Origin of the sequence: Kiloniella majae, assembly GCF_002118315.1 — a bacterium.
Lineage (GTDB): Bacteria > Pseudomonadota > Alphaproteobacteria > Kiloniellales > Kiloniellaceae > Kiloniella > Kiloniella majae.
The window spans coordinates 503,785-530,481 of the sequence record NZ_MTSZ01000002.1 but is presented as its reverse complement, the minus strand read 5'-3'; the positions used below and the strand labels follow the sequence as shown (position 1 = coordinate 530,481).

23 protein-coding genes are annotated in these 26,697 nt (G+C 45.5%); 12 read left to right on the top strand and 11 right to left on the bottom strand.

Translation table 11 applies throughout. The annotated features are described in order from the left end of the window. Positions 1 to 140: 140 nt before the first annotated feature. Together ndk and BKB51_RS08590 are read left to right on the top strand one after the other, a co-directional pair. Positions 141 to 563, top strand: a complete 423-nt coding sequence (gene ndk / locus BKB51_RS08595) for a nucleoside-diphosphate kinase (RefSeq protein ID WP_085900674.1) — start codon at positions 141 to 143, stop codon at positions 561 to 563. 253 nt (positions 564 to 816) lie between these two features. Further along, positions 817 to 1,944, top strand: a complete 1,128-nt coding sequence (locus BKB51_RS08590) for an aminotransferase class V-fold PLP-dependent enzyme (protein ID WP_085900673.1) — start codon at positions 817 to 819, stop codon at positions 1,942 to 1,944. 56 nt (positions 1,945 to 2,000) lie between these two features. Here BKB51_RS08590 and BKB51_RS21245 read toward each other — a convergent pair whose 3' ends face one another. After that, positions 2,001 to 2,123 carry a hypothetical protein gene (locus tag BKB51_RS21245; protein WP_255312379.1) on the bottom strand — a complete coding sequence of 41 codons (123 nt, stop codon included), beginning with the start codon at positions 2,121 to 2,123 and terminating at the stop codon, positions 2,001 to 2,003. A gap of 237 nt (positions 2,124 to 2,360) precedes the next feature. Between BKB51_RS21245 and BKB51_RS08585 the strand changes: the two genes are divergently transcribed. Further along, entirely contained in the window at positions 2,361 to 3,404 is a 1,044-nt protein-coding gene (locus BKB51_RS08585; RefSeq protein ID WP_085900672.1) for a zinc-dependent alcohol dehydrogenase family protein, read from the top strand. Between the two features lie 126 nt (positions 3,405 to 3,530). Here BKB51_RS08585 and purN read toward each other — a convergent pair whose 3' ends face one another. Beyond that, complete coding sequence (purN, locus tag BKB51_RS08580) at positions 3,531 to 4,178, bottom strand: phosphoribosylglycinamide formyltransferase (protein ID WP_085900671.1); 648 nt, start codon at positions 4,176 to 4,178, stop codon at positions 3,531 to 3,533. Beyond that, the gene (purM, locus tag BKB51_RS08575; protein ID WP_085900670.1) at positions 4,166 to 5,236 is read right to left on the bottom strand and encodes a phosphoribosylformylglycinamidine cyclo-ligase; all 1,071 of its coding nucleotides are present in this window, start codon (positions 5,234 to 5,236) and stop codon (positions 4,166 to 4,168) included. The genes purN and purM overlap by 13 nt, the downstream gene beginning before the upstream one ends. Positions 5,237 to 5,498: 262 nt before the next feature. Between purM and BKB51_RS08570 the strand changes: the two genes are divergently transcribed. The 3 genes from BKB51_RS08570 (at position 5,499) to BKB51_RS08560 (ending at position 8,643) form a co-directional block, all read left to right on the top strand. After that, positions 5,499 to 6,734, top strand: a complete 1,236-nt coding sequence (locus BKB51_RS08570) for a DUF2066 domain-containing protein (protein WP_085900669.1) — start codon at positions 5,499 to 5,501, stop codon at positions 6,732 to 6,734. Between the two features lie 96 nt (positions 6,735 to 6,830). Next, complete coding sequence (locus BKB51_RS08565; RefSeq protein ID WP_085900668.1) at positions 6,831 to 7,937, top strand: AI-2E family transporter; 1,107 nt, start codon at positions 6,831 to 6,833, stop codon at positions 7,935 to 7,937. A 28-nt stretch (positions 7,938 to 7,965) separates the two neighbouring features. Continuing rightward, positions 7,966 to 8,643: an HdaA/DnaA family protein gene (locus tag BKB51_RS08560; RefSeq protein ID WP_085900667.1), complete on the top strand. Its 678-nt coding sequence runs from the start codon at positions 7,966 to 7,968 to the stop codon at positions 8,641 to 8,643. A 126-nt stretch (positions 8,644 to 8,769) separates the two neighbouring features. Here the strand turns inward: BKB51_RS08560 and BKB51_RS08555 are convergent, their stop codons facing one another. Continuing rightward, the gene (locus tag BKB51_RS08555) at positions 8,770 to 9,276 is read right to left on the bottom strand and encodes a SixA phosphatase family protein (protein WP_085900666.1); all 507 of its coding nucleotides are present in this window, start codon (positions 9,274 to 9,276) and stop codon (positions 8,770 to 8,772) included. Between the two features lie 135 nt (positions 9,277 to 9,411). On the opposite strand from BKB51_RS08555, the gene BKB51_RS08550 reads away from it, so the two are divergent. Then, positions 9,412 to 11,589 carry an RNA degradosome polyphosphate kinase gene (locus tag BKB51_RS08550; protein WP_085900665.1) on the top strand — a complete coding sequence of 726 codons (2,178 nt, stop codon included), beginning with the start codon at positions 9,412 to 9,414 and terminating at the stop codon, positions 11,587 to 11,589. Positions 11,590 to 11,660: 71 nt separating this feature from the next. On the opposite strand, the gene BKB51_RS08545 is transcribed toward BKB51_RS08550, so the two are convergent. Beyond that, a complete protein-coding gene (locus BKB51_RS08545) occupies positions 11,661 to 12,674 on the bottom strand; it encodes a M23 family metallopeptidase (protein ID WP_158090182.1) in 1,014 nt (337 codons plus the stop codon). Between the two features lie 106 nt (positions 12,675 to 12,780). Next, positions 12,781 to 13,932, bottom strand: coding sequence for a ribonuclease D (rnd, locus tag BKB51_RS08540; RefSeq protein WP_085900663.1), 1,152 nt, complete (start codon positions 13,930 to 13,932; stop codon positions 12,781 to 12,783). Positions 13,933 to 14,240: 308 nt separating this feature from the next. Between rnd and aspS the strand changes: the two genes are divergently transcribed. Together aspS and BKB51_RS08530 are read left to right on the top strand one after the other, a co-directional pair. After that, positions 14,241 to 16,034 (top strand): aspartate--tRNA ligase, encoded by a 1,794-nt coding sequence (gene aspS, locus BKB51_RS08535; RefSeq protein WP_085900662.1) that lies wholly within the window; start codon positions 14,241 to 14,243, stop codon positions 16,032 to 16,034. Between the two features lie 243 nt (positions 16,035 to 16,277). Further along, on the top strand, positions 16,278 to 16,778 hold the full coding sequence (locus BKB51_RS08530; RefSeq protein ID WP_125911812.1) for a hypothetical protein: 501 nt from the start codon (positions 16,278 to 16,280) through the stop codon (positions 16,776 to 16,778). 85 nt (positions 16,779 to 16,863) lie between these two features. On the opposite strand, the gene BKB51_RS08525 is transcribed toward BKB51_RS08530, so the two are convergent. Beyond that, the gene (locus BKB51_RS08525; RefSeq protein ID WP_158090181.1) at positions 16,864 to 17,622 is read right to left on the bottom strand and encodes a GGDEF domain-containing protein; all 759 of its coding nucleotides are present in this window, start codon (positions 17,620 to 17,622) and stop codon (positions 16,864 to 16,866) included. A gap of 298 nt (positions 17,623 to 17,920) precedes the next feature. Here BKB51_RS08525 and BKB51_RS08520 point away from each other — a divergent pair, with 298 nt between their 5' ends. Then, complete coding sequence (locus BKB51_RS08520; protein ID WP_085900659.1) at positions 17,921 to 18,742, top strand: EipB family protein; 822 nt, start codon at positions 17,921 to 17,923, stop codon at positions 18,740 to 18,742. A 21-nt stretch (positions 18,743 to 18,763) separates the two neighbouring features. Here the strand turns inward: BKB51_RS08520 and BKB51_RS08515 are convergent, their stop codons facing one another. After that, positions 18,764 to 20,071 (bottom strand): DNA polymerase IV, encoded by a 1,308-nt coding sequence (locus BKB51_RS08515; RefSeq protein ID WP_085900658.1) that lies wholly within the window; start codon positions 20,069 to 20,071, stop codon positions 18,764 to 18,766. Between the two features lie 362 nt (positions 20,072 to 20,433). Between BKB51_RS08515 and BKB51_RS08510 the strand changes: the two genes are divergently transcribed. Then, on the top strand, positions 20,434 to 20,811 hold the full coding sequence (locus BKB51_RS08510; RefSeq protein WP_046507735.1) for a response regulator: 378 nt from the start codon (positions 20,434 to 20,436) through the stop codon (positions 20,809 to 20,811). A 50-nt stretch (positions 20,812 to 20,861) separates the two neighbouring features. Next, positions 20,862 to 22,271 carry a PleD family two-component system response regulator gene (locus BKB51_RS08505; protein ID WP_085900657.1) on the top strand — a complete coding sequence of 470 codons (1,410 nt, stop codon included), beginning with the start codon at positions 20,862 to 20,864 and terminating at the stop codon, positions 22,269 to 22,271. Between the two features lie 97 nt (positions 22,272 to 22,368). Here BKB51_RS08505 and rpmG read toward each other — a convergent pair whose 3' ends face one another. From rpmG to rnr, 3 genes are all read right to left on the bottom strand, one after another. Continuing rightward, positions 22,369 to 22,536 carry a 50S ribosomal protein L33 gene (rpmG, locus tag BKB51_RS08500; protein WP_046507740.1) on the bottom strand — a complete coding sequence of 56 codons (168 nt, stop codon included), beginning with the start codon at positions 22,534 to 22,536 and terminating at the stop codon, positions 22,369 to 22,371. 143 nt (positions 22,537 to 22,679) lie between these two features. After that, entirely contained in the window at positions 22,680 to 24,272 is a 1,593-nt protein-coding gene (locus tag BKB51_RS08495; protein ID WP_085900656.1) for a S41 family peptidase, read from the bottom strand. Between the two features lie 151 nt (positions 24,273 to 24,423). Further along, positions 24,424 to 26,697 carry a ribonuclease R gene (gene rnr / locus BKB51_RS08490; protein WP_085900655.1) on the bottom strand — a complete coding sequence of 758 codons (2,274 nt, stop codon included), beginning with the start codon at positions 26,695 to 26,697 and terminating at the stop codon, positions 24,424 to 24,426.

Genomic DNA, 26,697 nt, shown 5'->3' with positions numbered 1-26,697 from the left:
TGATGCTGAATAGGGGGATGTGCCCCTTGCATAACTGCTAACACAGAGATGTCATGTAATTACAGTTGCCCCAAAGCATTTCTGGCTGTATAAGGCCGCCAAACGATTTCCATTCTTTATCTAAAGTAGGAGTGCCTGACATGGCTCTTGAGCGTACTTTCTCTATCATTAAGCCCGATGCCACAAAGCGTAACCTGACTGGCAAAATCATTGCCAAGTTTGAAGAAGCTGGTCTTCGCATCGTTGCTTCCAAGCGTATTCACATGAGCCGCGAACAGGCTGAAGGTTTCTATGCTGTTCACAAAGAGCGTCCTTTCTTTGGCGAACTCGTTGATTTCATGATCTCTGAGCCAGTTGTTGTTCAGGTTCTTGAAGGCGAAAACGCAATTGCTAAAAATCGCGAAGTTATGGGTGCAACAAACCCGGCTGAAGCAGACGCTGGTACAATCCGTAAAGAGTTCGCACTTTCAATCGGCGAAAACTCTGTACACGGTTCTGATGCTCCTGAAACAGCTGCTGAAGAAATCAAATACTTCTTCTCAGACGCTGAGTTGGTTGGCTAATAGCCTCTCTGACTATATGAGATTTAAAGGGGAAGCTTCGGCTTCCCTTTTTTTGTGGGCAAATACCTGCTCTTTATTCTTTGCTTTGTCTGCTTACAATTTGTCCGCATTCAATTTTTCTGACAACAAAAATTAAGTGTACTCTTCTCGTTAGTAGGGTCATTCTTATCTCATGGTATAACCGATTGGTTGTTATGAATGCTTTGATGCATTTTCAATGACAGAAGTCGATATAGTTCTTTGGTAAGGTCCGATGATAGATAACGCGAAATCCCTTTTTGATATCCCTTCTGATATTTGTTATTTGAATTGCGCTGCGCAATCACCCATGCTGAAATCCGCAAAAACTGCCGGGGATTCAGGACTGGCAATTAAGTCAAATCCCTGGACTCTTGATCCGGGTTTTTGGGATGATCGTTCTGGTGAGTTGAGATCTCTTTTGGCGCAGATGATTGCAGCCCAAAGGAATGATATTGCTCTTATTCCTTCCACGGCTTATGGCGTTGCCACGGCGGCAAAAAACCTTCAATTGGATAGAGGGCAGGATATTGTTCTGCTCGAAGGTCAATTTCCGTCCAATGTTATCGCTTGGGAGCAGAAAGCACATGCTTGTGGCGGCGACTTAAATATTGTTGCGCGACCTGTGGATTACGATTGGACACCTCATGTGCTCGAGGCCATATCTGAAAAAACTGCAATTGTTACCTTGCCACCATGTCACTGGACTGATGGCAGTAAAATAGATCTTGTTGCCGTTGGAGAACGTTGCCGGGATAAAGGGGCCGCGCTGGTTATTGATGCGACCCAGGCGATAGGTGCTATGACAATTGATGTCAAAGCTATCCAGCCTGATTTCCTTATTTGTTCTTCTTATAAGTGGCTTTTAAGTCCTGTTGGATCTGCTTTTCTCTATGCTGCGCCTAAATGGCAAGCGGGGGAAGCTATCGAATATAATAAATTCAACTGTGATGATCTTGATCCTTCTTCAGGTATGCACTTGCCCAAATCCGGTGCTTTGCGGTTTGACATGGGGGGACGTAATAATTTCATTCTGCTGTCCATGGCCCTGGAATCTGCAAAACAGGTTAGTAAGTGGGGGGCGGATGAGGTGCAAAAAACACTAAGACCGTTGACGGACCTTGTTGCTGATATGGCACAAGAGAGAGGCTGGGCTGTTCCGGTTGGTGACAAGAGAGTAGGCCATATCATCGGCATCAGTTTTCCAAATCAAAAGATTGAAGATTTGGCGAAGAAGCTTGCAACTGAAAACGTTTTTATCAGTGAAAGAGGGGCTGGTATTCGTGTCTCGCCTTATCTCTATAATAGTGAAGATGATATCAAGCAGCTTTTCTTGGCCCTTGAGCGGTTTGTTGGCGTGTGAGATTGGCAATAAAAAAGGAGGCTGAAAAGCCTCCTTTTTAGTTAGTTCAAGTAAATTCAAACCAGTGTTACAGCCATTAGACCGAGTACGAGCATAATTGCGATAACGGAATATGTGGAAACCTTTGTAAAGCTTTCCCAACCGCGCTGGCGTTCAACCGTTAGTTCTTCGTTTGTCATTGTCGTGTGATCCTCTGTTCCACAAATATCTATATCTGGCCAGAGGCCAAATTCAGGATGACTTTATCAAAGGTTAGCGCATTTTCAAGTCTGAACTGGTTTTCATGGCTGGTACTGGTAATGTTTTATCTCTCTTTATCCAAACACAAATGTCTTTTGATTTTCAATCCGGATGTTTCAGGATATTCTTAGGTCTCTTTGCTTGTTCCTGTTTTCCTGCCTTTAAGAAGAAAATTCATGCGTGCTGCTTATTATGAAGAATTTAACGGCGATATAAAGGTTGGCAATCTAGCCGATCCAACGCCACCAGTTGGGGGTGTTGTGCTTGAGGTCAAAGCCAATGGGGTATGCCGGAGTGATTGGCACGGTTGGGTCGGGCATGACGGCGCGATTAAGACCTTTCCTCATGTTCCCGGGCATGAGTGCGCCGGGACAATTGTTGCAGTTGGTGCCAAGGTCACGCGGTGGAAGAAAGGGGATGAGGTCATTGTACCCTTTAGCTGTGGTTGTGGCCGTTGTCCGTCCTGTAAAAAGGGAAATGAGCATATCTGTGACGATGACTTTCAACCCGGATTTACGGGGTGGGGCGCTTTTGCACAGTATATGGCTGTCGAATATGCCGACGTTAATCTGGTGGCGTTGCCTGATCAACTTGATCATGTTGTTGCGGCGAGTTTGGGCTGTCGTTTCATGACGGCTTTTCGTGGAGTGGTTAAGCGGGGGAAGGTTGGTTCTGAACAATGGGTTGCCGTGCACGGGTGCGGGGGCGTCGGTTTGAGCTCCTTGATGATTGCTCGTGCGTTGGGGGCAAGGGTTATTGCCATTGATGTAAACGATCAGACTTTGGCGCAGGCAACGTTATTAGGTGCAGAGCAGGTAATTAACGCAACAAAAGTCGATAATGTTGTTGATGCCATCTTTTCTGTTACCAATGGCGGCGCAGAGGTTTCAATCGATGCGTTGGGATCGCCGGTAACGGCGTATAATTCTATTGCCTGTCTTGCGAAGCGTGGTCGGCATGTGCAGATTGGTTTGGCGGCGGGTGATCACAGGGATATGAACATCCCGATGAATTTGGTTATTGGTCGAGAGCTTGACCTGCTTGGAAGTCACGGGATGCAAGGCCATCAATATGGTCAGATGCTTGATATGATTATCAAAGGCGACTTGGCTCCTGAAAAACTCATTGATCGTACCGTAGATCTCCATGAGGGGGCAGATGTTCTCATGAAGATGTCGACGACATCGCCAAGTGGTGTCGTTGTGATTGATAAGTTTTGATATTGCCTCAAGAAAAAGAGGCAATCTATCAGAAGAAGTATTGAGAAATATAAAAACCCCGCAGCCTTGATAGAGGCTGTGGGGTTTTGTTTATAGGGAACGAGCTATTGTGTAATCGCTATCTATTCAGGGATTACAGATTATCTCTTCTGTTGTTTGTGATGCTTGTTTGAAGGTGAGGCTATTGCCCGTGATTGTAATGTTTTTTTCAGCGATGAGCTTTAAACACTCCGGATAGAGCTTGTGTTCTGCAGTGAGCACGCGGGAGGCGAGGCTGTTTTCCGTATCTTCAGGGAGAACGGGTACTGCTGCCTGACCAATAATGGGGCCACTATCCATTTCATGGCGGACAAAATGAACGGTACAGCCATGAAGCTTGCAGCCCTCATCCAAAGCACGTTGATGTGTGTCCAAGCCAGGAAACAGAGGCAACAGGGCAGGATGAATGTTGATCATCCGGTTGTGCCAATGTTCAACAAATTCTTGTGTGACCAGACGCATAAAACCAGCTAAACAGACGAATTCTACATCTGAACGTTCCAAGGTTTTAGTGACCGCATTATCAAAATCAACACGGCTTTTATAGTCGCGATGATTTACGGTTGCAGTCGCAACGCCGGCCTTCTTTGCGCGGCCTAGCCCCGCGACGTTTGGTACGTTGGAGACAACCAATACAATTTCAGCAGGGAAAGCTGGATCTGCTGCGGCATCTAAAAGAGCTTGCAGATTACTTCCCCTGCCAGATATCAGAACGCCAACTTTTAAGCGGGCCACGTTTCTGCGAGCCTTTCAATTTGAACGGCTTCTTCGCCTTCGCTGCGCGTTTCTACTGTGCCGAGCGAGACTACAGTTTCCCCTTGAGCCTGAAGAATGCCCGTAACGGCTTCTACCTTGTCTGCTGCAACCACAACGGCCATGCCAATACCACAGTTGAATGTGCGCATCATTTCATGTTCATCAATACCACCGACTTTAGCAAGCCAGCTAAAGACACGTGGTACAGGCCAGGAGATCCCGTCGATTGTCACGCCCAGTCCTTCAGGTAAAACCCGGGGTAGGTTTTCGACAAATCCACCGCCTGTGATATGAGCAAACGCCTTTACGCCTTCACCGTGTGGGCCAAAGGCACGGATAGCCTCAAGGCAACTTTTCACATAAATACGTGTTGGTGTAAGCAGAGCTTCGCCAAGAGTTACACCGTCCTGGAACGGAGCGGGATCATTGTATTTCAGTCCGGAAATCTCGACAATCTTACGAATGAGAGAGTAGCCGTTAGAGTGCGGGCCGCTTGATGCCAAGCCAAGAACGACATCGCCATCTTTCACCAGATCGCCAGTTAAGGCCTGACCTCGTTCAACCGCACCGACAGAAAAACCAGCGAGATCATAGTCATTATCGCTGTACATACCGGGCATTTCGGCCGTTTCACCACCGATTAATGCACAGTTAGACAGCACACAACCTTCGGCAATACCGGCAATGATATCACGTCCGGCCTCAACACTTAGTTTGCCCGTTGCATAGTAATCGAGGAAAAAGAGAGGCTCGCCACCCTGAACAACTAGGTCATTAACACACATGGCGACGAGGTCGATTCCCACGGTATCATGTTTGTTTGCTTCGATAGCGACTTTTAATTTTGTGCCGACACCGTCGTTACATGCAATAAGAAGAGGATCAGTGAAACCTGCAGCTTTGGGATCAAAAAAAGCGCCAAAGCCACCTAAACCAGCCATAGAGCCAGAACGAGTTGTTGATTTTGCAAGGGGTTTAATGGCTTCAACCAGCTCATTTCCTGCGTCGATATCAACTCCGGCATCCTTGTAGCTCAAGGAATCAGGATTATTAGGGATGGTACTTATGGTATCCTCCTGTAACTTCGAGTATTAATGTACTCAAGTGTCTGAACCTGATAATAATCCCGGATCATTTCTAGCCGGTTAATGACACCGAGCTGTTTTGGCTAACTCTGACAAGGCGACAGCCCCATAGAATAGTCATAGTTCGAGGTTATTATCAGGTCCAGATATTACCTAATACATTCGGTATTAGGCTCTGTAATTTGGGAAGATACTTAATCCGGGATGGTTTGCAATGCGGTTTCGCCGCTTTTTCTATAAGACAGCATTTCTAGCTACCTTTTTTACGCTCTCAACGGGGCTTTTGCATCCGGCTGCTTTGGCAGCTAACGAGGTTTATACCGTTCGTGGCATCCCGGTTGATGCGACGGCAAATTCGGTCATAGAAGCGAAAAAAAATGCGTTAAGTCAAGGTTATGAAAAGGCTTTTCGAGCATTGGTTCGTAAACTTGTGCCTGAGCACGATCACGCAAAAGTTCCAAAATTGAATTCTAAAGATGCGTTGAACTATGTGCTGGATATATCTTTATCTGCAGAGAGATCATCTTCTGTTCGGTATATCGCAAATATGACCGTGCGATTTAAAGAATCGCAGACTCGGGCACTTTTGCGCAACTCTGGTGCGGCAATTGCGGAAACTGTGAGCAAACCTGTGTTGATTCTTCCCATTGAAAAGAGAGCGGGCTCTTCTTTGTTATGGGAAGATCGCAACCAGTGGCGAACAGCGTGGGGCGGTGTCGGGGCCAGTAATGGTCTTGTTCCGTTAACCATGCCATTGGGTGATCTGGACGACCTTTCTTTGGTGGATGCCAAGGGAGCTTTGGCTGGTAACGAAGGACTATGGAAGCTGGCGAGGAAGTACGGCAGCAGTGATGTTTTTCTGTCTGTGGCAGAAATTACCAATGACGGAGCTGCTGCGAACCTATCAGCCGTTCGTGTCGGACGTTTTGGTGAAGGACGACGTTATCAGTTGAATGTGACAAAAGCAGAAGGCGAAACAACGCAAAAAATGTTACGCCGGGCGGCAAGGTCGCTTGATAATTCGCTTCAACATGATTGGAAACAGGCTAATCTATTACAGTTTGGTGTAGAGCGCTGGATCCAAGTCGAAGTTCCAATCGCAGGATTACAAGACTGGGTGCTTGTGAATAATAGACTTCAGGGTGTTCCCGCGATCAATAAAGTCAAAACAAGATCCATCAATCGTACACAGGTGAATCTGGACGTTTATTTTGCCGGGGATGAACGACAGTTGTCACTGGCACTGGCGCAAAAGGATTTGGCGTTAGTGTTGAACGAGCGCAGTATTTGGGAACTACAAATTCTGAACAGACCCAAGGCCCAACAGGGACTGAACTTACCTGCGCAAACGAATAGTCAGGTTCTTGCAACGGAAGAAACGGTTGTTGATGAGGTGATTGTTCCCGAGCAAGAAATTGATCTAGGCTCTGAGACTGAAGCAGTCGAATAAAGTTTCGCTAACTTTGTTGTACTGAGTACTTTTTAAGTGCTCATATAGAGGGATTGTGGCTTCTTGCCGGGGCTATAGAATTTTGAGGGGGATCAGATGACAGCCGAACGACAAATTAGATTTTGGCTTATTGGACTGGTTGTATTTTTGCTATCAGTCTTTGTTCTACGATCTGTTTTATTGCCGTTCGTTGCGGGAATGGCGATTGCATATTTCCTTGATCCCGTATGTGACAAGCTGGAAGCTATTGGTTTGTCGCGTATGCTGGCGACAACGGTAGTCACGATTACATTCCTGTTAATTCTTATTGTTGCGTTGGTTTTGCTTGTTCCGGCTTTAATCGGGCAGGTTGCCGATTTAATCGAAAGCTTGCCCAAGCTGGTAGAGGCCGTTCGCGGACAGATGAGTAAGCTGCTTTTAATGATTGAAGATCGTGTTGATCCAGCAAGTGTTGCCAGTCTTAAAGATGCTTTTGGTGACAGTCTGAAATCTGTGACGAAATGGCTTTCCCGCTTTGCCGGTAGCTTGATTGATGGTGGTGTGGCATTTGCCAATCTGGTTTCCTTGCTGGTTATTACACCAGTGGTAACATTCTACCTGTTGAGAGATTGGGACAGGATTGTCGCAAAAGTGGATAGCTGGTTGCCACGTCCACAATTGGAAACAATTCGTCGGTTAGCAAAAGAAGTTGATGAAACACTTGCGGGCTTCATTCGGGGTCAAGGCACGGTTTGCCTGGTACTTGGTGGGTTTTATGCTGTCGGCCTCAGCCTGTCAGGGCTTAATTTTGGCCTTGTTTTGGGGATGATCGCTGGTCTGCTTTCCTTTATTCCTTTTGTTGGATCTATCATTGGACTGATTTTATCTGTGGGGCTGGCCTTTTTCCAGTTTGATAGCTGGGGCCCAATTGCGCTTGTTGCCGGGGTCTTTTTTGCGGGACAGATTCTCGAAGGTAATATTTTAACGCCAAAACTGGTTGGCGAAAAAATTGGCCTGCACCCGGTGTGGGTTATTTTTGGTTTGTTGGCTGGTGGGGCTCTGTTTGGCTTTGTTGGTATGCTTCTGGCTTTACCTGTTGCGGCGGTTATTGGGGTCGGTGTTCGTTTTGCGTTGAGCGAATATATGGACAGTCGTTATTATTATGGTATCAATCACCCTAGGGAATTTTCTAGCAAAGATTCTCAAGAAGATTCACCTGAATAACGAAGTAAATAAACGGCTTACATCATAAATGGATAGTTCACAGCTACCGCTTGATCTTGGACATCGTCCTGCTCTTGGACGAGAAGATTTCCTTATTGCGCCATGCAATGAGGTTGCGGTCGCGTGGGTGGATCAATGGCCTGAATGGCCCGGACATGCCTTGGCATTTTATGGTCCGTCCGGGTGTGGGAAAACACATCTCGCCCATGTTTGGCGAACGGAAAGTGCGGCTGTTTTTGTCTCTGTCGAAGACTTGCTAAGGGTTGAGCCTACCGACCTGTTGAAAAAACAGGGAGGGTGTATTCTGGATGATATTCAGGATGATTTAACAAGAGATATGGAGCTTCAGCGCAAGCTTTTCCATCTATATAACTATGCACGTGAAGAGGCGGGGTATCTTCTTTTTACCGGGCAAGAATCTCCGGCAAGGTGGGATGTTTCTCTGCCCGATTTAGCATCGCGTTTATCTGCAATTCCATCGTTTGAGATGGGGGCACCGGACGAGTTCTTGTTCGAAGCATTACTGGTAAAACTTTTCTATGACCGCCAGCTAACAATTTCCAAAGAAGTCTTGAGGTTCTTGGTTCTAAGGCTAGATAGATCATTCCAGGCTGCGCGTGACATTGTCTCGGTTCTTGATCAACAATCTTTGGCCTCGCAACGCGAGATTACGATACCTTTTATAAAATCGGTTCTCGAATCTTAAACTTGGTTTGGCGTCGCATCTCGGCTGCGTGAGGCAGTGTAATAAGCCGGGGTAATAAGCTGGAAATGTTTTATTCTCCAGTTCCTCTACTCTCTCATTGATCTATTCGCCTATTCTTCTATTCGGTTATTCTCCGGGGTAATAGATTTTTTCCAGTCCTGTGTTTGCTTTTGTGAGGCCAGCCCATTTTGTAATTGTGCTGTCGAGTACGCCAAAGCCTGCAGGAGGTAAACCTCCATAAACTCTTTGAAGTGCAGCACGATCAGAATTTGGTCCACTTATATCGAACAGGAATTGGCTCAGTCCCGGGTTATGTCCGACAAGTAGAATTGTCTTATGTTGATCATCTATTTCGGTCAATTCGCTATGGATGATCTGGGGAGGTGCAAGATATAGTTCAGGGATGAGTTTCAATTCAATGTCAGAACCAAGTGCTTCTTGGATGATTTCGGAAGTTTCCATCGCTCGTACCGCTGATGAGCTGATAATGATTGATGGTGAAATGTCTTTGATTTTCTGCCCTAGCCAGGAAGCTTCGTTCCGCCCTTTTGTCGTGAGAGGGCGATCCCGATCCTGCTGTTCTTTTTTTGCATGATGGGTTGTAGCGTGGCGGGCGAGATAAATTTTTTTCATATGACAACTCAAGTATATTACGAGCTAGTTTTCTACAGACTATTGACTATACTACATAGATAGCCAGATATACTTTTTACAATTATTTTACTGTATTTACGTAGAATTTTTTCACCCACAGTTCAGGAGACATTTATGACCGCTAAGGCAGCTCAAGAAGAAAAAAGAGCAAAAAACTCTCAACATAAGAGTGAAGTGTTGTCTATTGCGGCTGATTCTCCGAGCAGATTTATAAACAGAGAGCTTTCATGGATTGCCTTTAATGAACGCGTTCTGGAAGAAGCTGATAATCCGTCTCACCCCTTACTTGAACGTTTAAGATTCCTGTCGATTTCTTCGGGCAACCTGGATGAGTTTTACATGGTTCGTGTCGCTGGGCTGATGGGGCAGGTCAACGCGGGTGTTACTTCACGCAGTCAGGATGGTTTAAGCCCGGATCGCCAGCTAAAAGCCATTGATGAGCAAGCTGCAAAATTGATGCATCGGCAGCAGTTGATCTGGTCGTCGATTAGACAGGAATTGCGACAATCTGATTTCGATCTTTTAAGTGTTGATGAGTTGACCGATGAGGATAAGATTTGGCTGGCAGAGTATTTTCAAGATCAGGTTTTTCCCATTCTAACGCCTATTGCCATTGATCCTGCTCATCCCTTTCCATTCGTCCCCAATCATGGCTTTTGTATGGTTTTGGAGCTAGAGGATGCACAGGAAGATAAGTATATCAATGGTTTGATTGCTATGCCTCATCAACTGAACCGTTTTATTCGCATGCCGGGGGAGCATCATCGTTTTATTCGGTTGGAACAAGTTATCCGCTTACATCTTTCTCAGTTATTTCCTGGCTTTGATGTTATCAGTGTTGGGCACTTTAGATTACTTCGTGATAGCGATATTGAGATTGAAGAAGAGGCGGAAGATCTGGTTAGGGTCTTTGAAAGCGCGCTTAAACGACGCCGTAGAGGGAGCTGTATCCGCCTTTCCATTGACGCCAATATGTCGGAAAACTTGCGCGCCTTTGTTACCCGAGAGCTAGATGTTGATCCTGACCGAATGTTTGTTCTTGAGGGGCTTTTGGGGCTTGTTGATACAAAAAGACTGATTGTCAAAGATCGTCCGGATTTGGTCTTTCAACCTTATACGCCGCGCTTTCCTGAACGTATCCGCGAATTTGGTGGTGATTGTTTTGCAGCGATCCGGGAAAAAGATTTGCTGGTGCATCACCCCTATGAAAGTTTTGATGTCGTTGTCCAGTTTGTTCGTCAAGCTGCAAACGATCCTGCTGTTGTGTCTATCAAGCAGACTTTGTACCGAACCAGTGAAGATTCTCCCATCGTTAAAGCGCTGATCGAAGCTGCGGAACGCGGGAAAACCGTGACGGCACTGGTTGAATTGAAAGCACGGTTTGATGAAGAACGTAATATCCGTTGGGCCAGAAATATGGAACGCGCAGGCGTTCAGGTTATTTACGGATTTATCCAGCTTAAAACCCATGCGAAGTTATCTTTGGTCGTCCGTCGCGAAGGCAAAAAGCTAAAGTCCTACGTGCATTATGGAACAGGTAACTATCACCCTATCACAGCCAAGGTCTATACAGATCTGTCGTTCTTTAGTTCTGATCAAGCACTGTGCCGGGATACAGCAAAGCTCTTTAATTATATTACAGGCTATGCCAAGCCACTTCCGATGGAAAAAATTGACTATGCGCCACTAACCTTCCGGGAAAGGTTATTGCAGCATATCCAAAGAGAAATTGAATTGGCGAAGGAAGGCAAGCCTGCCACGATCTGGGCCAAAATGAATGCACTTGTGGATCGTCAGGTTATTGATCAACTTTACAAAGCTTCACAGGCCGGCGTGTCTATCGAACTAGTCATCCGTGGTATCTGTTGCTTGCGTCCGGGGGTTCCCGGTCTATCGGAAAATATCCGTGTGAAATCCATGGTCGGACGCTATCTGGAACATGGACGTATTGTTGTCTTTGGGGATGGCCACACAATCCCATCCGGAAAAAACAAAGTCTTTATTTCATCTGCAGACTGGATGCCAAGAAATCTTGACCGTCGGGTAGAGAGCTTTGTGCCTATTGAAAATCCAACGGTTCATCAGCAAGTGCTCGAGCAGGTTATGATTGCGACACTGAATGACACGGCTCAGTCCTGGGATCTGCAATCGGATGGCAGCTATATTCGTAAAGAGAGATGCGAAGACAGTTTCTCTGCGCACAATTATTTTATGAACAATCCTTCCCTGTCTGGGCGAGGGACTTCACTGAAAGATAAAAGATCGACACCAAGGTTGAAGCGACTTCTATAGGAAGTCGAGCTCAGGTTTAGTGAAACTATTATTCTCTATTATTCTGAAATCTGAGGGGATGCTTCAAAGCGTCAGTTCGGTGAAGTGAATAGTTCTCTGGGCGATTCAATTTCCATTGAGCGGTCAATATTGATAATCGTTTCCGGACTGTGCTTGTTCTTCAGGCGGCGGAGTTTGTAGTTTACGTGGTATGTGCCTGCAGGTAGGGGAAGGCTTCTGCTATAGAAAAAACCCCTCAATCCCTGCACGGAACTTTTCTCGATCTCGTCACTTCGCTGGTATATATCACCGTCGGGCAGTAAAATTTTTAGCTCTTCCATGTCTCCTTGACGAATACCCCACAAGCTGACCCAGAAATAGAACTCTTTGCTTTCTGCAGGGAAGTTGCTGATCTCAACTTTCTGAGTATCCAGCTCTTCATAATCAGGAAAGTGATCCGAAAACCCTGTGCGGAAAACACCGGCATCTTTATAACCAAGTTTGGCATTGGCCTCGGCTGACCAAAAAGAACGCCCTGTTGCAGCTTGGTCACAGCCTTCACTACCCGTCATCCCAGTAAAGGGATCAATATTCTGCCCTCTGTATGAAAGGTGAAAGTGCAGATGGGGAAAACTGGTTGATCCGGAGAGACCAACCAAGCCGAGAAGAGATCCTTGGGCGACATTCTGTCCGGGTTTAACAATGACACTTCCTTGGCGTAAATGTCCGTAATGTGTGCGCCAGCCATTTCCGTGGTTTATGACAACGGAATTGCTGGGTTTAGGCGCAAGCCCTCGGGAAGATTTTATTTCCTGCTGATTGAGAGCGCGATCTGGAATTCCGTCTTTAATAATTTCTATTTTGCCCTTTGCGGCAGCAAGAACGGGGAAGCCGCTTTCTTTCCATTCGGGGGAGCTGACCCTGATGTCTATACCTTGATGCCCGTTGTAAGTAAGGATGCCGCAGGTATGATCAAGTGCCTCAGGACCTGGTGCGTAGTCAAAATAATGCTGAATAAAACAATCACTATCGGTATCGCAAGCAACTGGAAAAGCAAGTAATGGTGCGGGTGGCTTTGCTGGCGAAGCGTAAGACTGAGAGCTCAATTGAAAAGCTATACTGGCATAAAAAATGCCAGCACACACAATGCCGCTACGGAGTATACCGGCAGAAACAAAACTATTACAGAGATTGAAAACAGTTCTCTGCAGTTTAGCCGAGATCCTCCACGACAAGCTTGCCATCCTTGATGCTAAGAGCAATGAGACCTTTTTTTAATCGGAGCGCTTTCTCGCCGAAGACTTCCCGTCGCCAACCGGATAGTGCGCGGACCTTGGCATTATCATCTGCTGCAATTTTTTCCAGATCGCTGCTATTGGCAATGAGCTTTTGTGCGACATCAAATTCATCACAGCACTGCTTGAGCAATACTCTTAGCAGATCAATGATCGCTGCAAGTCCATTATTCGGAATGTGGCGTTCTTTTGCTTTTGGACAGGCATCTTTGGGTAGGTCCATGGCAATCTTGACTGCCGCAAGGATTTCTTTTCCGAGGCGACCATCTGCCATATCAATCGAGACGCCGCGGGTCTTGGAAAGTTCCTTGGCATTTGTTGGACGGTTGGACGCAATATCATAAAGCTGTTCGTCTTTGACCACTCTGCTGCGTGGTGTATTCCGCCGCTGAGCTTCGCGTTCCCGCCATGCGCCCAGCTCTTTCAGGATTGCGAGATAACGACGATCATTCGATCTTGTTTTAAGTCTGAGCCAAGCCGTATCAGGGTCTTGACGATAGGTTTCCGGATCTTCGAGGATGGCCATTTCTTCGGCCAACCAATGCTCGCGGCCACTTTTATCAATCTGTGAGCGTAATTTTGCATAGATGTCGCGTAGATGGGTAACATCTGAAATGGCATAAGAAATTTGTTTGGGCGTCAGGGGACGCTTGGACCAATCTGCAAAGCGTGCAGATTTATCAATATCCACGTTCAAAAGTTTTTTAGCGAGATTGTCATAGCCAATCGAATCGCCAAAACCACAGACCATAGCAGCCAGTTGCGTGTCAAAAAGGGGTGCGGGAACCTCGTCCATGAGAAGGCAAAAGATTTCCAGATCCTGTCGGGCAGAGTGGAACACTTTTAGAACCGCGTGATTTTTCATCAAATCAAACAGGGGAGTCAGGTCGATATCAGGAGCCAGCACGTCTATTGCTGCAAAGTTGTTGGCATCTGCGAGTTGAACAAGACAGAGTTTGGGCCAATAGGTCTGGTCCCGAAGAAACTCTGTATCAACGGTTACGACATCAGATTTTGCCAGTTCCTGGCAGAGATCTGATAGTTCTTTACTGGATGTAATCAATGTCATGACGCGACTATACGTGCCTGATCCCTGCTTAGAAAGATGAATATGGTTAAGATGCAAAAATGACTTTCTGAGTAGAGGGGTATCCGCATAATTTCCTTCTTGCGAAAATTATTTGTTCACTTTCTTCAAAGTTGAGGCGCAAAACCTTGACAAATTGCCAATCTGATGCCTTTTTCCAACGGAATAATTTATGATTTTGGCAGAGTGTTGGGATTCAATTTTTACTGGGCCTGAAAGGGCTTTGGTTTTTATTGCTCTGTACACAGAGTTGCTAGATCGAGACAGCTATAATACCAAAGGAAATACTTATGCATCCTTATCGTTCCCATAATTGTGCTGAACTGCGCCTTTCTGATGAAGGCCAGCAGGTTCGCCTTTCTGGTTGGGTCCACCGTAAACGTGACCACGGTCAGCTTCTTTTCGTAGATCTACGCGATAGCTTTGGTATTACCCAGTGTGTCGTTGATGTCTCTAGCCCACTTTTCGAAAAGCTTGAAAACACCCGTGTTGAATCTGTGATCACAGTTACGGGTGAAGTTGTTACTCGTACTGCCGAGACAATCAATGGGGCTTTACCGACAGGTGAAATTGAAGTTCGTGTTCGTGAACTGGAAATTCAATCCCGCGCAGAAGTATTACCACTACAGGTAAATTCTGATGAAGACGCTGGTGAAGACACAAGACTGCGTTACCGTTATCTGGATTTGCGTCGTGAAAAGATGGTGAAGAAGCTGAAGCTTCGTTCCGGTGTTATCTCTTCCCTGCGTCGTCGGATGATTGAACAGGACTTTATGGAAATCCAGACTCCTATTTTGACGGCGTCCAGTCCTGAAGGTGCCCGTGATTTTTTGGTGCCTAGTCGTATTCACCCGGGTAAATTCTATGCGCTGCCACAGGCGCCACAGATGTTTAAGCAGCTGTTGATGGTTGGTGGTGTTGATCGCTATTTCCAGGTTGCACCTTGCTTCCGTGATGAAGATAGCCGAGCCGATCGTTCACCGGGCGAGTTTTATCAGCTCGATTTTGAAATGAGCTATGTGACACAGGACGACGTGTTTAACGCAATCGAACCTGTGCTTCACGGCGTGTTCGAAGAATTTGCCGAAGGGCGCGAAGTTTCTCCCTATCCGTTCGTGCGTATTCCTTACGCAGAAGCGATGGCCAAATATGGTTCTGATAAACCGGATCTTCGTAACCCGATCATCATTAACGATGTAACAGAAGCTTTCCGCGGATCAAGCTTTGGCATTTTTGCCCGTGCTATCGAAGGCGGTAATGTTGTTCGCGCAATTCCGGCACCGGGTACCGCAGGAAACCCGCGTAGCTTCTTTGACAAGTTCAATGACTGGGCGCGCAAAGAAGGTGCCGCTGGCCTTGGTTATATCATTTATGACAAAGAAGGTGTTCCTAAGGGGCCAATTGCGAAGAATCTTGATGAAGATCGTCTGGCGCAGATCAAAGAAATTGCAGGTCTAGAGAATGGCGATGCGGTGTTCTTTGCTTGTGACAAAGAATTGGCTGCGGCTAAATTTGCCGGACATGTTCGTAACAAGCTGGGTACTGATCTTGATCTGTTGGACAAGGGTGTTTTCAAGTTCTGTTGGATTGTGGACTTCCCGATGTTTGAGTTGGACGAAGATACAGGCAAAATTGATTTCAGCCATAACCCGTTCTCTATGCCTCAGGGGGGAATGGAAGCACTGGAAACACAAGATCCTTTGACCATTAATGCTTACCAGTATGATATCGTCTGTAATGGTATCGAGCTATCGTCTGGTGCGATCCGTAATCACCGTCCTGATATCATGTATAAAGCTTTCGAAGTTGCTGGTTACAGTAATACTGATGTGGAAGAGAGCTTTGGCGGTATGTTGTCAGCATTCAAATTTGGTGCGCCGCCACATGGTGGTTCTGCACCGGGTGTTGACCGTATGGTAATGATGTTGGCTGATGAGCCAAATATTCGTGAAGTCATAGCTTTCCCGATGAACGGTAAAGCCGAAGATCCACTTATGCAGGCGCCAGCCGAAGTTGATGAGGATCGTTTGCGCGAATTGCACATCAAACTTGATCTGCCATTGGAAGATTCTGACGAGAGTTAAGTCTTTGCTCATAAGCCCAGATTAAGTCCGGATTTATAAGTGGAATATCGAATCGCCCTGCTTGATGAAGCGGGGCGATTTTGACTCGCAGAGGTTGTGAATTGGAACTGGTGTTCTCAGTCCGGAGTCGAAAAAGCGTCGAAAAATAGATAAAATTTGATGTTTATTGATATTTTTCTTGCGCTTCGAATCGAAATGACTCATGATTCTCAAAAGCTTATCGTTATTCCTGGGGGGAATATCATGCGGAAAATTTTAGTTGCTTCGACACTTGCACTCGCGTTGAGTGGATGTGCGTTGCCTCCTGCGATTGGCGTTGCGTCATTAGCAGTTGATGTCGCGAGTTACTTTTTTAGCGGTAAAACACTGACTGATCACGGTATCTCTGCAGTTGCTCAACAGGATTGTGCTCTCATCCGCTTGATGGAGGGTGATATTTGCGACGAGTATGTGGATTTTGAAGTCGCTGAAGCGACGCTAGCACCTCTTTCACCTGTTGATGAAATTGAGATCGCTGCCGTTTCAGACTTGGAGACTTCAGTTAGCTATTTTGCGGAAGATGCGCAGCTAGGCGCTACAGATCCAACTGAAGTATCAGCTTATTCAGAAGAAATTGCGGGTATTGACGCACAGACAGATCACTTGAGAGCCAACACAATTATTGTGGATGATCAGGTGGCTGATATCTTTGACGATGCAGATTATCTTGCGGATGAATTGAAGCCCGTTGGCTTTGGCGGCTAAATCTTTAGCTTTCATATTTACCAAAAAAAGAAAAACGCCCTGAAAAATTTCAGGGCGTTTTTCTTTTGGGATCGAGGTTTAGGAACTAGAGAGTTCTTTTTTCGACATATCGGTTGCCGAGGTGACAAGCTATATGATTACCCTTGTTGTGATACATTGATTTATCTGCAAGGTGGAGCAATTGATTTGGGTTCGTACCGGCTGCGTAGTTTTCGTATCCAACACTGACAGATACCGGAATTTCGTGTTGTCCCCAACGAACGACAAGCGTATTCAAAATTTTATTAAGCTTACTGATAATTGCTTCGACCCTGTCAGGAGCTGTGTTCGGCATAAGGATGGCAAACTCATCCCCGCTTAATCGTGAAATGTAATCGCTTTTTCGACAGTGTTTAACCAACGCTTTGGCCACTTCTTTTAACACACAGTCGCCAGCCATGTGACCATAGCTGTCATTGATTGACTTAAAGTGGTTCATGTCACAGATAACCAGTACTCCCTTATCACCGGTGCGCGATGCACGGCTGAGAGTACGATCTAGTTCGTGTTGAAAGCCACGGCGGTTCAAAAGGTTTGTCAATTCATCTGTAATTGAGAGGTTTTCCAGATAGCGAATACGCTCGTGTTGTTCGGATAGGGTCTGTTCAGCCAAAGCGGCAGCTTCCAGTAGTTCGACAACCTGTTTATCCGATATACGCTTGTTTTTACTGGGTTCAGTATAAGCAATGCGCCGCAGTCGAAACATAAGGTTATCCCGGTCAGCTGAGAGCTTTATATCATCGCCTTTATCCAAAGCTGCAGGATATAAAGAGCCAGATCCGTTAAATGCATCCGTATATGTCACGTTCGCCACCATTTCCTATTAAAGATAACGACGTTTACAACGCAAATAATATGCCAGTTGGTTTCCGTGGGGTAAGTGTTTGTTTTTAGGTGTGTATCATTTTTCGAGGGCTAGTTTATTTCTTATTGTTGTGCAATTTTTACCAGTAAACTTACCAGAATGATCGGGGCAGGGTAAAAACTGACTAGTTGGTCTGTTGGAAAAGAAGATGCCTCAATGTCGCCTGAAATGATATGTATTTAGAATAGACCCTATCATGCTGTGTTGGCTTGTTAAATTATAGAAATGGATCTCCTTTATGCGTAAATGGCAGAAAAAAGTAATTTGTTTATCAGCCTCTGCTATAGCCCTCTTGTTTTCGCAGGCAAGTACCGCAGGGCAGAACTCTGTCGATTTACTTCTACATAAAGCTACTTATGATCTGCGTTTAAATAGCTCTTACCAAGGAGCGATTAGCAGTATGGGGGGGCAGATTGAGTATGATCTGACAAGTGATTGTCGTGGATGGTTGATGACGAACGAGCTTGCAATGAACGTTGTCTACAGTACTGGACAAAGCATGCAGATGGATCTCAAAATTAATACTTGGGAAGCTTTGGATGGGCAGCGATATCGCTTTACGGTCTTACAGGATGGTAATCTATCTGGTAAAAGCCGCTATATTGGGAAATCTTCTCGTGAAAAATCTTCTGATGAAAAGCCTGGGAAAAATGTTTTAGCTGAAATTACAGAACCAGAGCAACAAAGTGTCGAACTGAAAGATGTGATTTATCCATCAGCCTTTTTGAAGGATATAATTCTTGCCGCTCAAGACGGTGAAACGGCTTTAAATCGCACTGTATTTGACGGCACAGCAGAGCTTGAGGCCTTTAAGGTGTCTGCCATTATTTTGCCTAATACAGAAGACGACAATGCATCTGAATTAAAAGGGAAAATGTCGTGGAAAGTTTTTCTGGCATTTTATGAGGTGAATTCAAAAAGTACTCTGCCAATCCAAGAACAAACACTTACTCTTTATGAAAATGGTGTTGTGTCGGCTATTGATCTGGATTTTGGTGATTTCTCTGTCAAAGGGAAGTTAACAGGATTTGAGGTTAATAGCGCTCCGCAGTGTGGATAGCTTATATTAAGCTTGGGGCCGTTATTGTGAATTATCTTTGTTATCGGCTTTAGTAACGCCTTTATAAGAACGTCCTTTTTGAATGCTGTCCTTACCCAGTTTGTTTCGAACTCGATCCAGAGCAGCTTCGACTTTTTTGCGCTTTTCTTTTTCTGGGTCCAGTAAATCCTGAGGGTCTGCAAAGTCAGGTGATACAAGGTCGCTGCCGCCAACACCGATTAAACGGAAGCGTTGACCGTTACATTGTTCTTTTAATAGGGGGAGGGTTGTTTGGTAAATTTCTTCGGCAAGTTGTGTGGGTGCAAATGCTTTTCTACTGCGTGATATTTGGCGAAAATCAGCTGTTTTCAGTTTCAAATTAATTGTCTTTGCAGCGAACTGTTTTCGCTTCAGATTGCTTGAAACATTTTCACAAAGTCGCCAGAGAACGACCGAGAGTTCTTCAAAATCACTTATATCATCGTTAAAAGTTGTTTCATTGGAAATACTTTTTGTCGGTGATTTGGGGTTTACCGTTCGCCCATCATGCCCTCTGATGAAATGGAACATTCTCTGGCCCATTTGACCGTATTTTTTCATCAACTCTTCTTCGCTGTAGGGAAGAAGATCTTTGATTTGTCTTAAGCCATCTTGGTGAAGCTGTCTTTCAAGACTTTTCCCAACCCCCCAAATAAGTCGCACGGGCTGGTCTTTCAAAAAGTCCTGCGTATTACTGTGTCCTAGAACAGAAAAACCACGTGGTTTGTCGAGATCAGAGGCTATTTTGGCCATAGATTTATTGTAACTAAGACCGACCGAAGCTGTGATGCCAACTTCATCTTCGATGCTTTTGATAAGCTTTGCCAAGGTAATCGCCGGGCAGTGACCATGCAGTCTTTCCGTGCCAGATAGATCCAAAAAAGCTTCGTCAATTGAAAGTGGTTCCACAAGAGGGGTCAAGGCCTGCATCATGGCACGCACTTTCAGACCTTCTTCTCTGTATTTGTACATGTTTGGCTTGACCACTACGGCTGTCGGGCACGCTTTGAGGGCCTTGAACATTGGCATTGCAGATTTGACGCCATATAGGCGGGCGAGATAACAGGCTGTTGAGACGACACCTCTTTTCCCCCCCCCGATAATAACCGGTTTATCCTGAAGGTCGGGATTATCCCTTTTTTCCACGCTGGCATAAAAGGCATCACAATCGATGTGCGCCATTGTCAAGTTACCGAGCTCAGGGTGGTTGATTATACGCGGTGAATGACAGCTTATACAGCGAACAGGTCTTTCTGTGGAAGCTGGCGCTTCTTCACGCCAATGAAAACAATCTCTGCAAAGGTCAGGCATAAGAAATCACGTTTATTTATTGTTCTCATTTTATACCCTTTATGTTCTGAATTTGGCAAGATTTTACCCAGAGCCTGTTCTTGTCTTATTACTGAGGCGGGTTATTAACGAATTGACGCGTGCAAGAGGAGAGGCTTCTGCGAGGTCTGGGTTGAAATTTTTGTGATTCTAGTGAGTTAGCTAGTCAAAAAAGGCTTTTATTGAAAATTTTAGCAATATTTCCGTTACCATATGTTAACTAAAGTTGAGTAGTGTGAGATTCAAGGGTATTGTTTCAGTGAATATGGTTAACCACCTGAGACATTTAATGAAGCGCATTGGGCTCTCCATGTGTTTTTAGGAGGCATCGGCAGGAAACATCTATGCAGACTAACAAAGAAAAAACTGTTCTTGTTGTCGAAGATAACGAACTGAATATGAAGCTGTTCCACGATTTGCTGGAAGCTCAAGGCTATAACATCCTTCAATCGAAAGACGGTATGGAAGCGCTTTCAATCGCGCGTACGCACAAACCTGATTTGATTCTAATGGATATTCAGCTACCTGAAGTATCTGGTCTGGAAGTCACCAAGTGGCTTAAGGAGGATGACAACCTTCGTGCTATTCCCGTGATTGCGGTGACGGCTTTTGCCATGAAGGGGGATGAAGAGAAAATCAGAGAAGGGGGATGTGAGGCCTATATTCCAAAACCGATCTCTGTGACAAAGTTTTTAGAAACTGTCGAAAGATTCTTGAACTAAGAAATCTTTGCGTCAGTTTTATTTTATAATATTGAAAGAGTGCAGCATTTATGGCGGCAAGGATTCTGGTCGTAGACGATATACCTGCTAATGTCAGGCTTTTAGAAGCAAAGCTGATGGCAGAGTATTTCGAGGTGATAACTGCTTCAGACGGACAATCTGCACTAGAAATCGCAGCTAAGGAAATGCCGGATATCATTCTTTTGGATGTAATGATGCCGGGCATGGATGGCTATGAAGTTTGTAGCCGTTTAAAAAATGATCCCAAGATGCGCCATATTCCCGTTGTTATGGTCACTGCTTTGAGTGAAGTGAGCGACAGAGTTCGTGGACTTGAAGTTGGCGCAGACGATTTCCTTACCAAGCCACTTAATGATGTTGCTCTTTTTGCACGTGTCAGATCTCTTGTTCGTCTCAAGATGATGACCGATGAATTGCGCGTCCGCCAAGAAGCTTCTTCTCGCTTTGATTCTCTCGGGTCTGGTGAGGCAGATGAAGAAGAGGCCATTTCCAATGCAAATATCCTGTTGGCGGAAACCAACGATTTAACAGCCAGCAAAATTATCAATTTTCTGACTGAGCTGGAACATAATGTTGACCATTCCCGTGATCCACGGGAAGTCATCGAGCTTGGTCAAGAGAAGTCATATGATCTCTTTATTGTTGCGCTTGATCTTGGTGGAGAGGACGGTCTGAGGCTTTGTTCCCAGCTACGAGCCCATGAAGAGACGAGACATGTTCCCATTCTTTTGGTTCTGGAGGAAGAAAACCTTTCTCAATTGGCAAAAGGGTTGGATATTGGTGTAACGGACTACCTTGTTAAACCAATAGATCCAAATGAATTACGCGCTAGGTGTAAAACACAGATCAAGCGTCGTCGTTATCATGATCGCCTGACTGATATGCTGAAGAAAAGCGTTGCTTTGGCCTACACAGACCCGCTGACGGGAGTTTATAACCGTCGCTATATGAATGCGCATCTGGACCGTGCGATTATGGAAATCGCAGAAACGGCGAAACCGGTCTCTGCACTTATGTTTGACATCGACCATTTCAAGCAAGTTAATGATACTTACGGACATGCCAGTGGCGATGAAGTTCTCAAGGTTCTTGCAAAGCGGGTTGCTGATGCTGTTCGTGATTTTGATATGCTTGCGCGTTACGGTGGCGAAGAGTTCGTTGTTATTATGCCTAGCGCATCCTCAGAACAAGCCTTTACTGTGGCTGAACGTCTTAGAACGCGCGTGGGGGACAAGCCTATAGAAGTTCCTGGATCTCCTGACGCCCTAACTATTACAATATCTGTTGGTGTCGCGACGACGTCTGACCCGATGGAGATGGCTGATAGTCTTCTCGCACGTGCGGATACTGCTTTGTATGATGCAAAGTCTATGGGGCGTAACTGTGTGTGTATTGAGCATTCAAGCCAAGGAAACTCTGGCCAGACAGTGACGATCTGATCACGTTTTAAAGCAATAAATAACCTAGTGATGATTCTTGATGATCAAACACAAAAAAGGCCGCAAAATGCGGCCTTTTTCTTTAAGCTTTAAAAGCTTATTTCATTTTCGCTTCTTTGAAAATAACGTGCTTGCGCGCAACGGGATCGTATTTGCGTAGCTCGAGTTTTTCAGTAAGTGTGCGCGGGTTTTTCTTTGCTACATAGAAGTAGCCTGTGTCCGCGGTGCTTACCATGCGAATTAGTTGAGTAGCCGGCTTAGCCATAGCGAAATCCTCATCGCGCTAAAATTACAAATATAACAGGGGCGAAACATAACGTTTTAAGCCCTCAAGTCAAGCCCTGATCTAATATTTTCTAATCGATCCCAAAGTTATTCAAAAATATGGGTAAATTGATAAGGCTTTGTTTAGTTAACCAGCTCTGATGTTGCGGGGGCAGGTTGCCCACGGGCGAGATCAAGTAAAGCAGGTGATTCGAGTAATGCCTCGGCTATTTCTTTTTCAAGCTCAGACGGTTCGGCACTTTGCGGACATGTTGCTTTGATACTATCAAGAGCAATGTCATCGTCCAAAGCAGGTGACGAAGCTCTTATTTCACTCGATATAGGCAAAGCTCCCGATTTCAGAAGGGAGACGATGTCTGCAACAGTTTTCGTTCCTTCTGATGTTGTGCAAACATCTGGGATAATTCCTCTTTTATGAATCGCATATCCAGAAGGGGCATGGAATCGAGCCCAAGTAACGGCAATCTCTGCTCGGTTTGGTAGTTGGAACACTTTTTGAACGGTGCCTTTACCAAAAGAGTTACTGCCAACGACGATAGCGCGTCCAGAATCCTGTAAGCCTGCTGCGAGGATTTCTGATGAAGATGCGGAATAGGAGTTGATTAAGACAATGATCGGCAAACCTTTGGTTATATCCTGGCTATGGGCTGCACTGTACTGATGGCTATCCGGGTGGCGACCTCTGGTCGAGATGATGGCACCGCTGGAAATAAAGAGATCAGCTGTGTTAACGGCCTCTTTTAACAGTCCGCCACCATTATTTCTCAGATCAATTATGTAGCCCTTTATATCCTTACCGATTTCCTTTTGCGCTTTCCGTACCTTTTTTCGCATTGTCGAGGTCGTGGATCGGTTGAAACCTGAAACTTGTAGATAAGCGATACTCCCAAGAGCTGAATAGTTTACTGTCTGAACCACAATTTTTTTGCGAGTGATTTCAAATTCAATGGTTTGGGGGGCTTTAGGATTGCGTAGAACTGTAATCCTTACTTTAGAGTTCTTGGGGCCTTTAAGAAGTTTGGTTATAGCTGATTCTGAATGGTTTCCGATATCAGTTGTACCAACCCGTATAATTATATCGCCTGCTTGTAAGCCGACGCTTTCTGCCGGGGTATTTTCCATTACCGAGATTATATGAGCGCCTTTAGGATCTTTTATGTAGCGAATGCCCAGGCCACCAAAACCGTTGCGGTTGTCTCTGTTGCTTTTTGCCTGATCGGGCCTCGAATATCTGGAGAACCGATCAAGTTCGCCCAAGATACCGTCAAAGACTGCCTGATGTATTTGATCAATGCTCGCTTCTCTAAAGGGGGAGGAGACGCCGCGGGCTTCAGATATAACTCTGGAGGTCAGAAGGGCCCATGCTCTATTATCCAGTGTTGAAGGAAAGCTATGCCGCGAGATTGGTTGCCCTTCATAATTTACGGTAACCGAATTACCCACGTCGATGACTTCGAATTCAGGATCTAGGGTCGTCAGGTTGTCCATTCCGGCGAGGGCCAAGCGAGATACATCAATTTCTTCAATATAAAAATCAGTGACGTGACTAAAACCTTCGGCAAAAAGGCGTGAAGAGTTTTTAGGTTGAAATTCAGTTTCTTGAATTGGGTAAGGTGCATTACAGCCTGTTAAAATGGCAACAAGGCAAAATGCCCAAAACCTATGAATGGTTTTGGAGTTGAGATAGCGCAGATGCAATCTTGAGTTAAAGGGCATCTACCCTGTCTCCCATAAAGATTTACTGTTCAAATTTACCGGTCAATTTTGGTGAGTTTACTACTCAAATAGAATTTTAACAGTATATTTTCTAACTATATCAAAAGATAAGGTCAGTATTTAAGTTATTTTAATATAATTTTTGTACCGTTTATCTGCGGTTTTTTCTTTTTGGAGATCTGCTAGAAGAAGTACCGACCTTATTCCTTCTACGTCCTCGATGATCACCTTTACCCTGTCTTTTGGAGGTTGGTTGAGTTTTTTCATCATCACTATCGTCTTCGACAATACGTAATGCGATACCCCCGGTTATAGGATTCGATTCAAAGATCCGAACCATAACGCTATCACCAAGATTGAACTCTCGCCCCCAACGACGTCCCGTTAGGCTGTGATTCTTTTCGTCATGAATGTAATAGTCATCGGGGAGGTAAGACATGGGAACCAGTCCATCTGCACCTGTTTCATCCAGAGTAATGAAGAGGCCAGCCCGGTGTACACCGTTGATCTTTCCTGGATAGATCGTTCCGATTTTTTGAGAGAAAAATGAGGCAGTGAAACGGTTGACAGTATCGCGTTCAGCGGCCGCAGAACGTCGCTCGGTTGCAGAAATATGCTCTGCAATATCATTGAATTTTGTTGTTTCATCGCTCGTCAAACCATCATCGCCAAGCTTTAGGCCTTTGATGAGGGCACGGTGAACCATAAGATCGGAATAGCGTCGTATTGGTGATGTAAAGTGCGCGTATCTTGTCAGAGCTAAGCCAAAGTGGCCAAGGTTTGTTGCGTCGTATCTGGCCTGGCTTTGGGCTCTGAGTATAAGTTCGTTAATCAATTTTGCTTCCGGTAAGTCAGAAGCACGTTCCAAAACCTGTGTCAGGACTTTGGGGCGAATAACCTGCCCTTTGGCGAATTTTATCCCCATGCCGTGCAAGCTGTCTGCGAGACCTTCTATCTTAACAGGATCAGGAGCTTCGTGAACCCGGTACATACACGGAAGTTGCTTGCTTTCGAGTTCTATTGCCGCGGCAACATTTGCTGTAATCATAAACTCTTCGATAAGCTTATGGCTATCGAGTCTTTGTCTTTTGACGATATCTGTGACTTCACCGGATTCGTCCATAACGACTTGGAATTCGGGGATTTCAAGTTCCAGTGTTCCTCGCTTGTGACGGGCTTTGAGCATCGTGTCATAAGCACCCTTTAGCGGCTTTAGAACAGGATCCAGCAGGTCAGCTGTTTTATCGCTTGGATAACCGTTAAGTGCTTCTTGAACTTCTTCGTAGGTCAGTCGGGCTTGTGAGCGAATTAATGCCCGAACAAACTTATGCTTTTTGAGTTCTCCGTCTGCATCAATCCACATATGAACCGCCATGGAAGGGCGATCTTCATTAGGTTTAAGCGAGCACCATCCATTGGAAAGCGCTTCAGGAAGCATAGGAACAACCCGATCGGCAAAGTAGGTCGAATTACCCCGTGTTTGAGCTTCATCATCCAATTGACTTCCGGCTCTGACATAGTGGGCAACATCAGCAATGGCGACAATGATGTGCCAGCCACCTTCTGTATCTGGATCAGGTTCGGCCCAGACAGCATCATCAAAATCACGGGCATCGGCCCCATCAATGGTGACCAGTGCCAGGTCGCGCAGGTCAGTTCTTTTACCCAGTGTGGTCTGTTTTGCTGCGGCTGCTTCTTCTAAAACTTCTTCTGGGAACTGGTTGGGTATATTGCGTTCGTGAATTGCGACGAGACTTAGTGCGCGTGAACTGTCAATTCCACCAAGAACCTCGACGACCTTTACTTCTTTGAGGCCTTTGCGTGAACGCCCTTTGCGAATTTCACAAAGAACAAGCTCACCGTGTTTTGCGGCTTTGGCATAGTCAGGATTTAGAATGAAATCTTTCTTTGCCTTTTTATCAACGGGACGAACGAAGCCACCTTCTTCTGTAATCTGGTAAATACCAAGTATTTTAAGGGGAGCAGCTTCAAGCTTTCGGATAGGAATGCCCTGATAACTTTTGTTATCAAGCCGTTTGAGTTTGGCAAGAACACGATCACCAACAACAAGATCGAATTTGCTTTTGCGATCTGGCAAAACGTAAATCATCGGTGCAGGGTGATCTTCTTCCCAAGCAGCAGGGACGGCAATGAGTTCACCATCACTGTCGATGCATGTTAGCTCAATAACCTGAACAGGGGGCAAGCGGCCATCAATATTATTCTTACGTTGTTTGGCCCCGCGCCCAAAATGTCCTTCGTCCTTTAGCTCTTTCAAAAGCTGTTTCAAGGGGATTTTGTCGTTGCCACGCAAGTTAAAAGCACGCGCAATTTCTCGCTTTCCAACAGCAGTTGGAGATTGCTCAATAAAGTCTAAAACCGCTTCCTTTGTGGGAAAGGGCGGGGATTTTCTATCAGAGGTCAC

What these genes read in the sequence shown, in the direction of transcription:
- ndk (WP_085900674.1), top strand. Translation starts at nt 141, where the DNA reads ATGGCTCTTGAGCGTACTTTCTCTATCATTAAGCCCGATGCCACAAAG.
- BKB51_RS08590 (WP_085900673.1), top strand. Translation starts at nt 817, where the DNA reads ATGATAGATAACGCGAAATCCCTTTTTGATATCCCTTCTGATATTTGT.
- BKB51_RS21245 (WP_255312379.1), bottom strand. Translation starts at nt 2,123, where the DNA reads ATGACAAACGAAGAACTAACGGTTGAACGCCAGCGCGGTTGGGAAAGC.
- BKB51_RS08585 (WP_085900672.1), top strand. Translation starts at nt 2,361, where the DNA reads ATGCGTGCTGCTTATTATGAAGAATTTAACGGCGATATAAAGGTTGGC.
- BKB51_RS08570 (WP_085900669.1), top strand. Translation starts at nt 5,499, where the DNA reads ATGCGGTTTCGCCGCTTTTTCTATAAGACAGCATTTCTAGCTACCTTT.
- BKB51_RS08565 (WP_085900668.1), top strand. Translation starts at nt 6,831, where the DNA reads ATGACAGCCGAACGACAAATTAGATTTTGGCTTATTGGACTGGTTGTA.
- BKB51_RS08560 (WP_085900667.1), top strand. Translation starts at nt 7,966, where the DNA reads ATGGATAGTTCACAGCTACCGCTTGATCTTGGACATCGTCCTGCTCTT.
- BKB51_RS08555 (WP_085900666.1), bottom strand. Translation starts at nt 9,276, where the DNA reads ATGAAAAAAATTTATCTCGCCCGCCACGCTACAACCCATCATGCAAAA.
- BKB51_RS08550 (WP_085900665.1), top strand. Translation starts at nt 9,412, where the DNA reads ATGACCGCTAAGGCAGCTCAAGAAGAAAAAAGAGCAAAAAACTCTCAA.
- rnd (WP_085900663.1), bottom strand. Translation starts at nt 13,932, where the DNA reads ATGACATTGATTACATCCAGTAAAGAACTATCAGATCTCTGCCAGGAA.
- aspS (WP_085900662.1), top strand. Translation starts at nt 14,241, where the DNA reads ATGCATCCTTATCGTTCCCATAATTGTGCTGAACTGCGCCTTTCTGAT.
- BKB51_RS08530 (WP_125911812.1), top strand. Translation starts at nt 16,278, where the DNA reads ATGCGGAAAATTTTAGTTGCTTCGACACTTGCACTCGCGTTGAGTGGA.
- BKB51_RS08520 (WP_085900659.1), top strand. Translation starts at nt 17,921, where the DNA reads ATGCGTAAATGGCAGAAAAAAGTAATTTGTTTATCAGCCTCTGCTATA.
- BKB51_RS08515 (WP_085900658.1), bottom strand. Translation starts at nt 20,071, where the DNA reads ATGCCTGACCTTTGCAGAGATTGTTTTCATTGGCGTGAAGAAGCGCCA.
- BKB51_RS08510 (WP_046507735.1), top strand. Translation starts at nt 20,434, where the DNA reads ATGCAGACTAACAAAGAAAAAACTGTTCTTGTTGTCGAAGATAACGAA.
- BKB51_RS08505 (WP_085900657.1), top strand. Translation starts at nt 20,862, where the DNA reads ATGGCGGCAAGGATTCTGGTCGTAGACGATATACCTGCTAATGTCAGG.
- rpmG (WP_046507740.1), bottom strand. Translation starts at nt 22,536, where the DNA reads ATGGCTAAGCCGGCTACTCAACTAATTCGCATGGTAAGCACCGCGGAC.
- BKB51_RS08495 (WP_085900656.1), bottom strand. Translation starts at nt 24,272, where the DNA reads ATGCCCTTTAACTCAAGATTGCATCTGCGCTATCTCAACTCCAAAACC.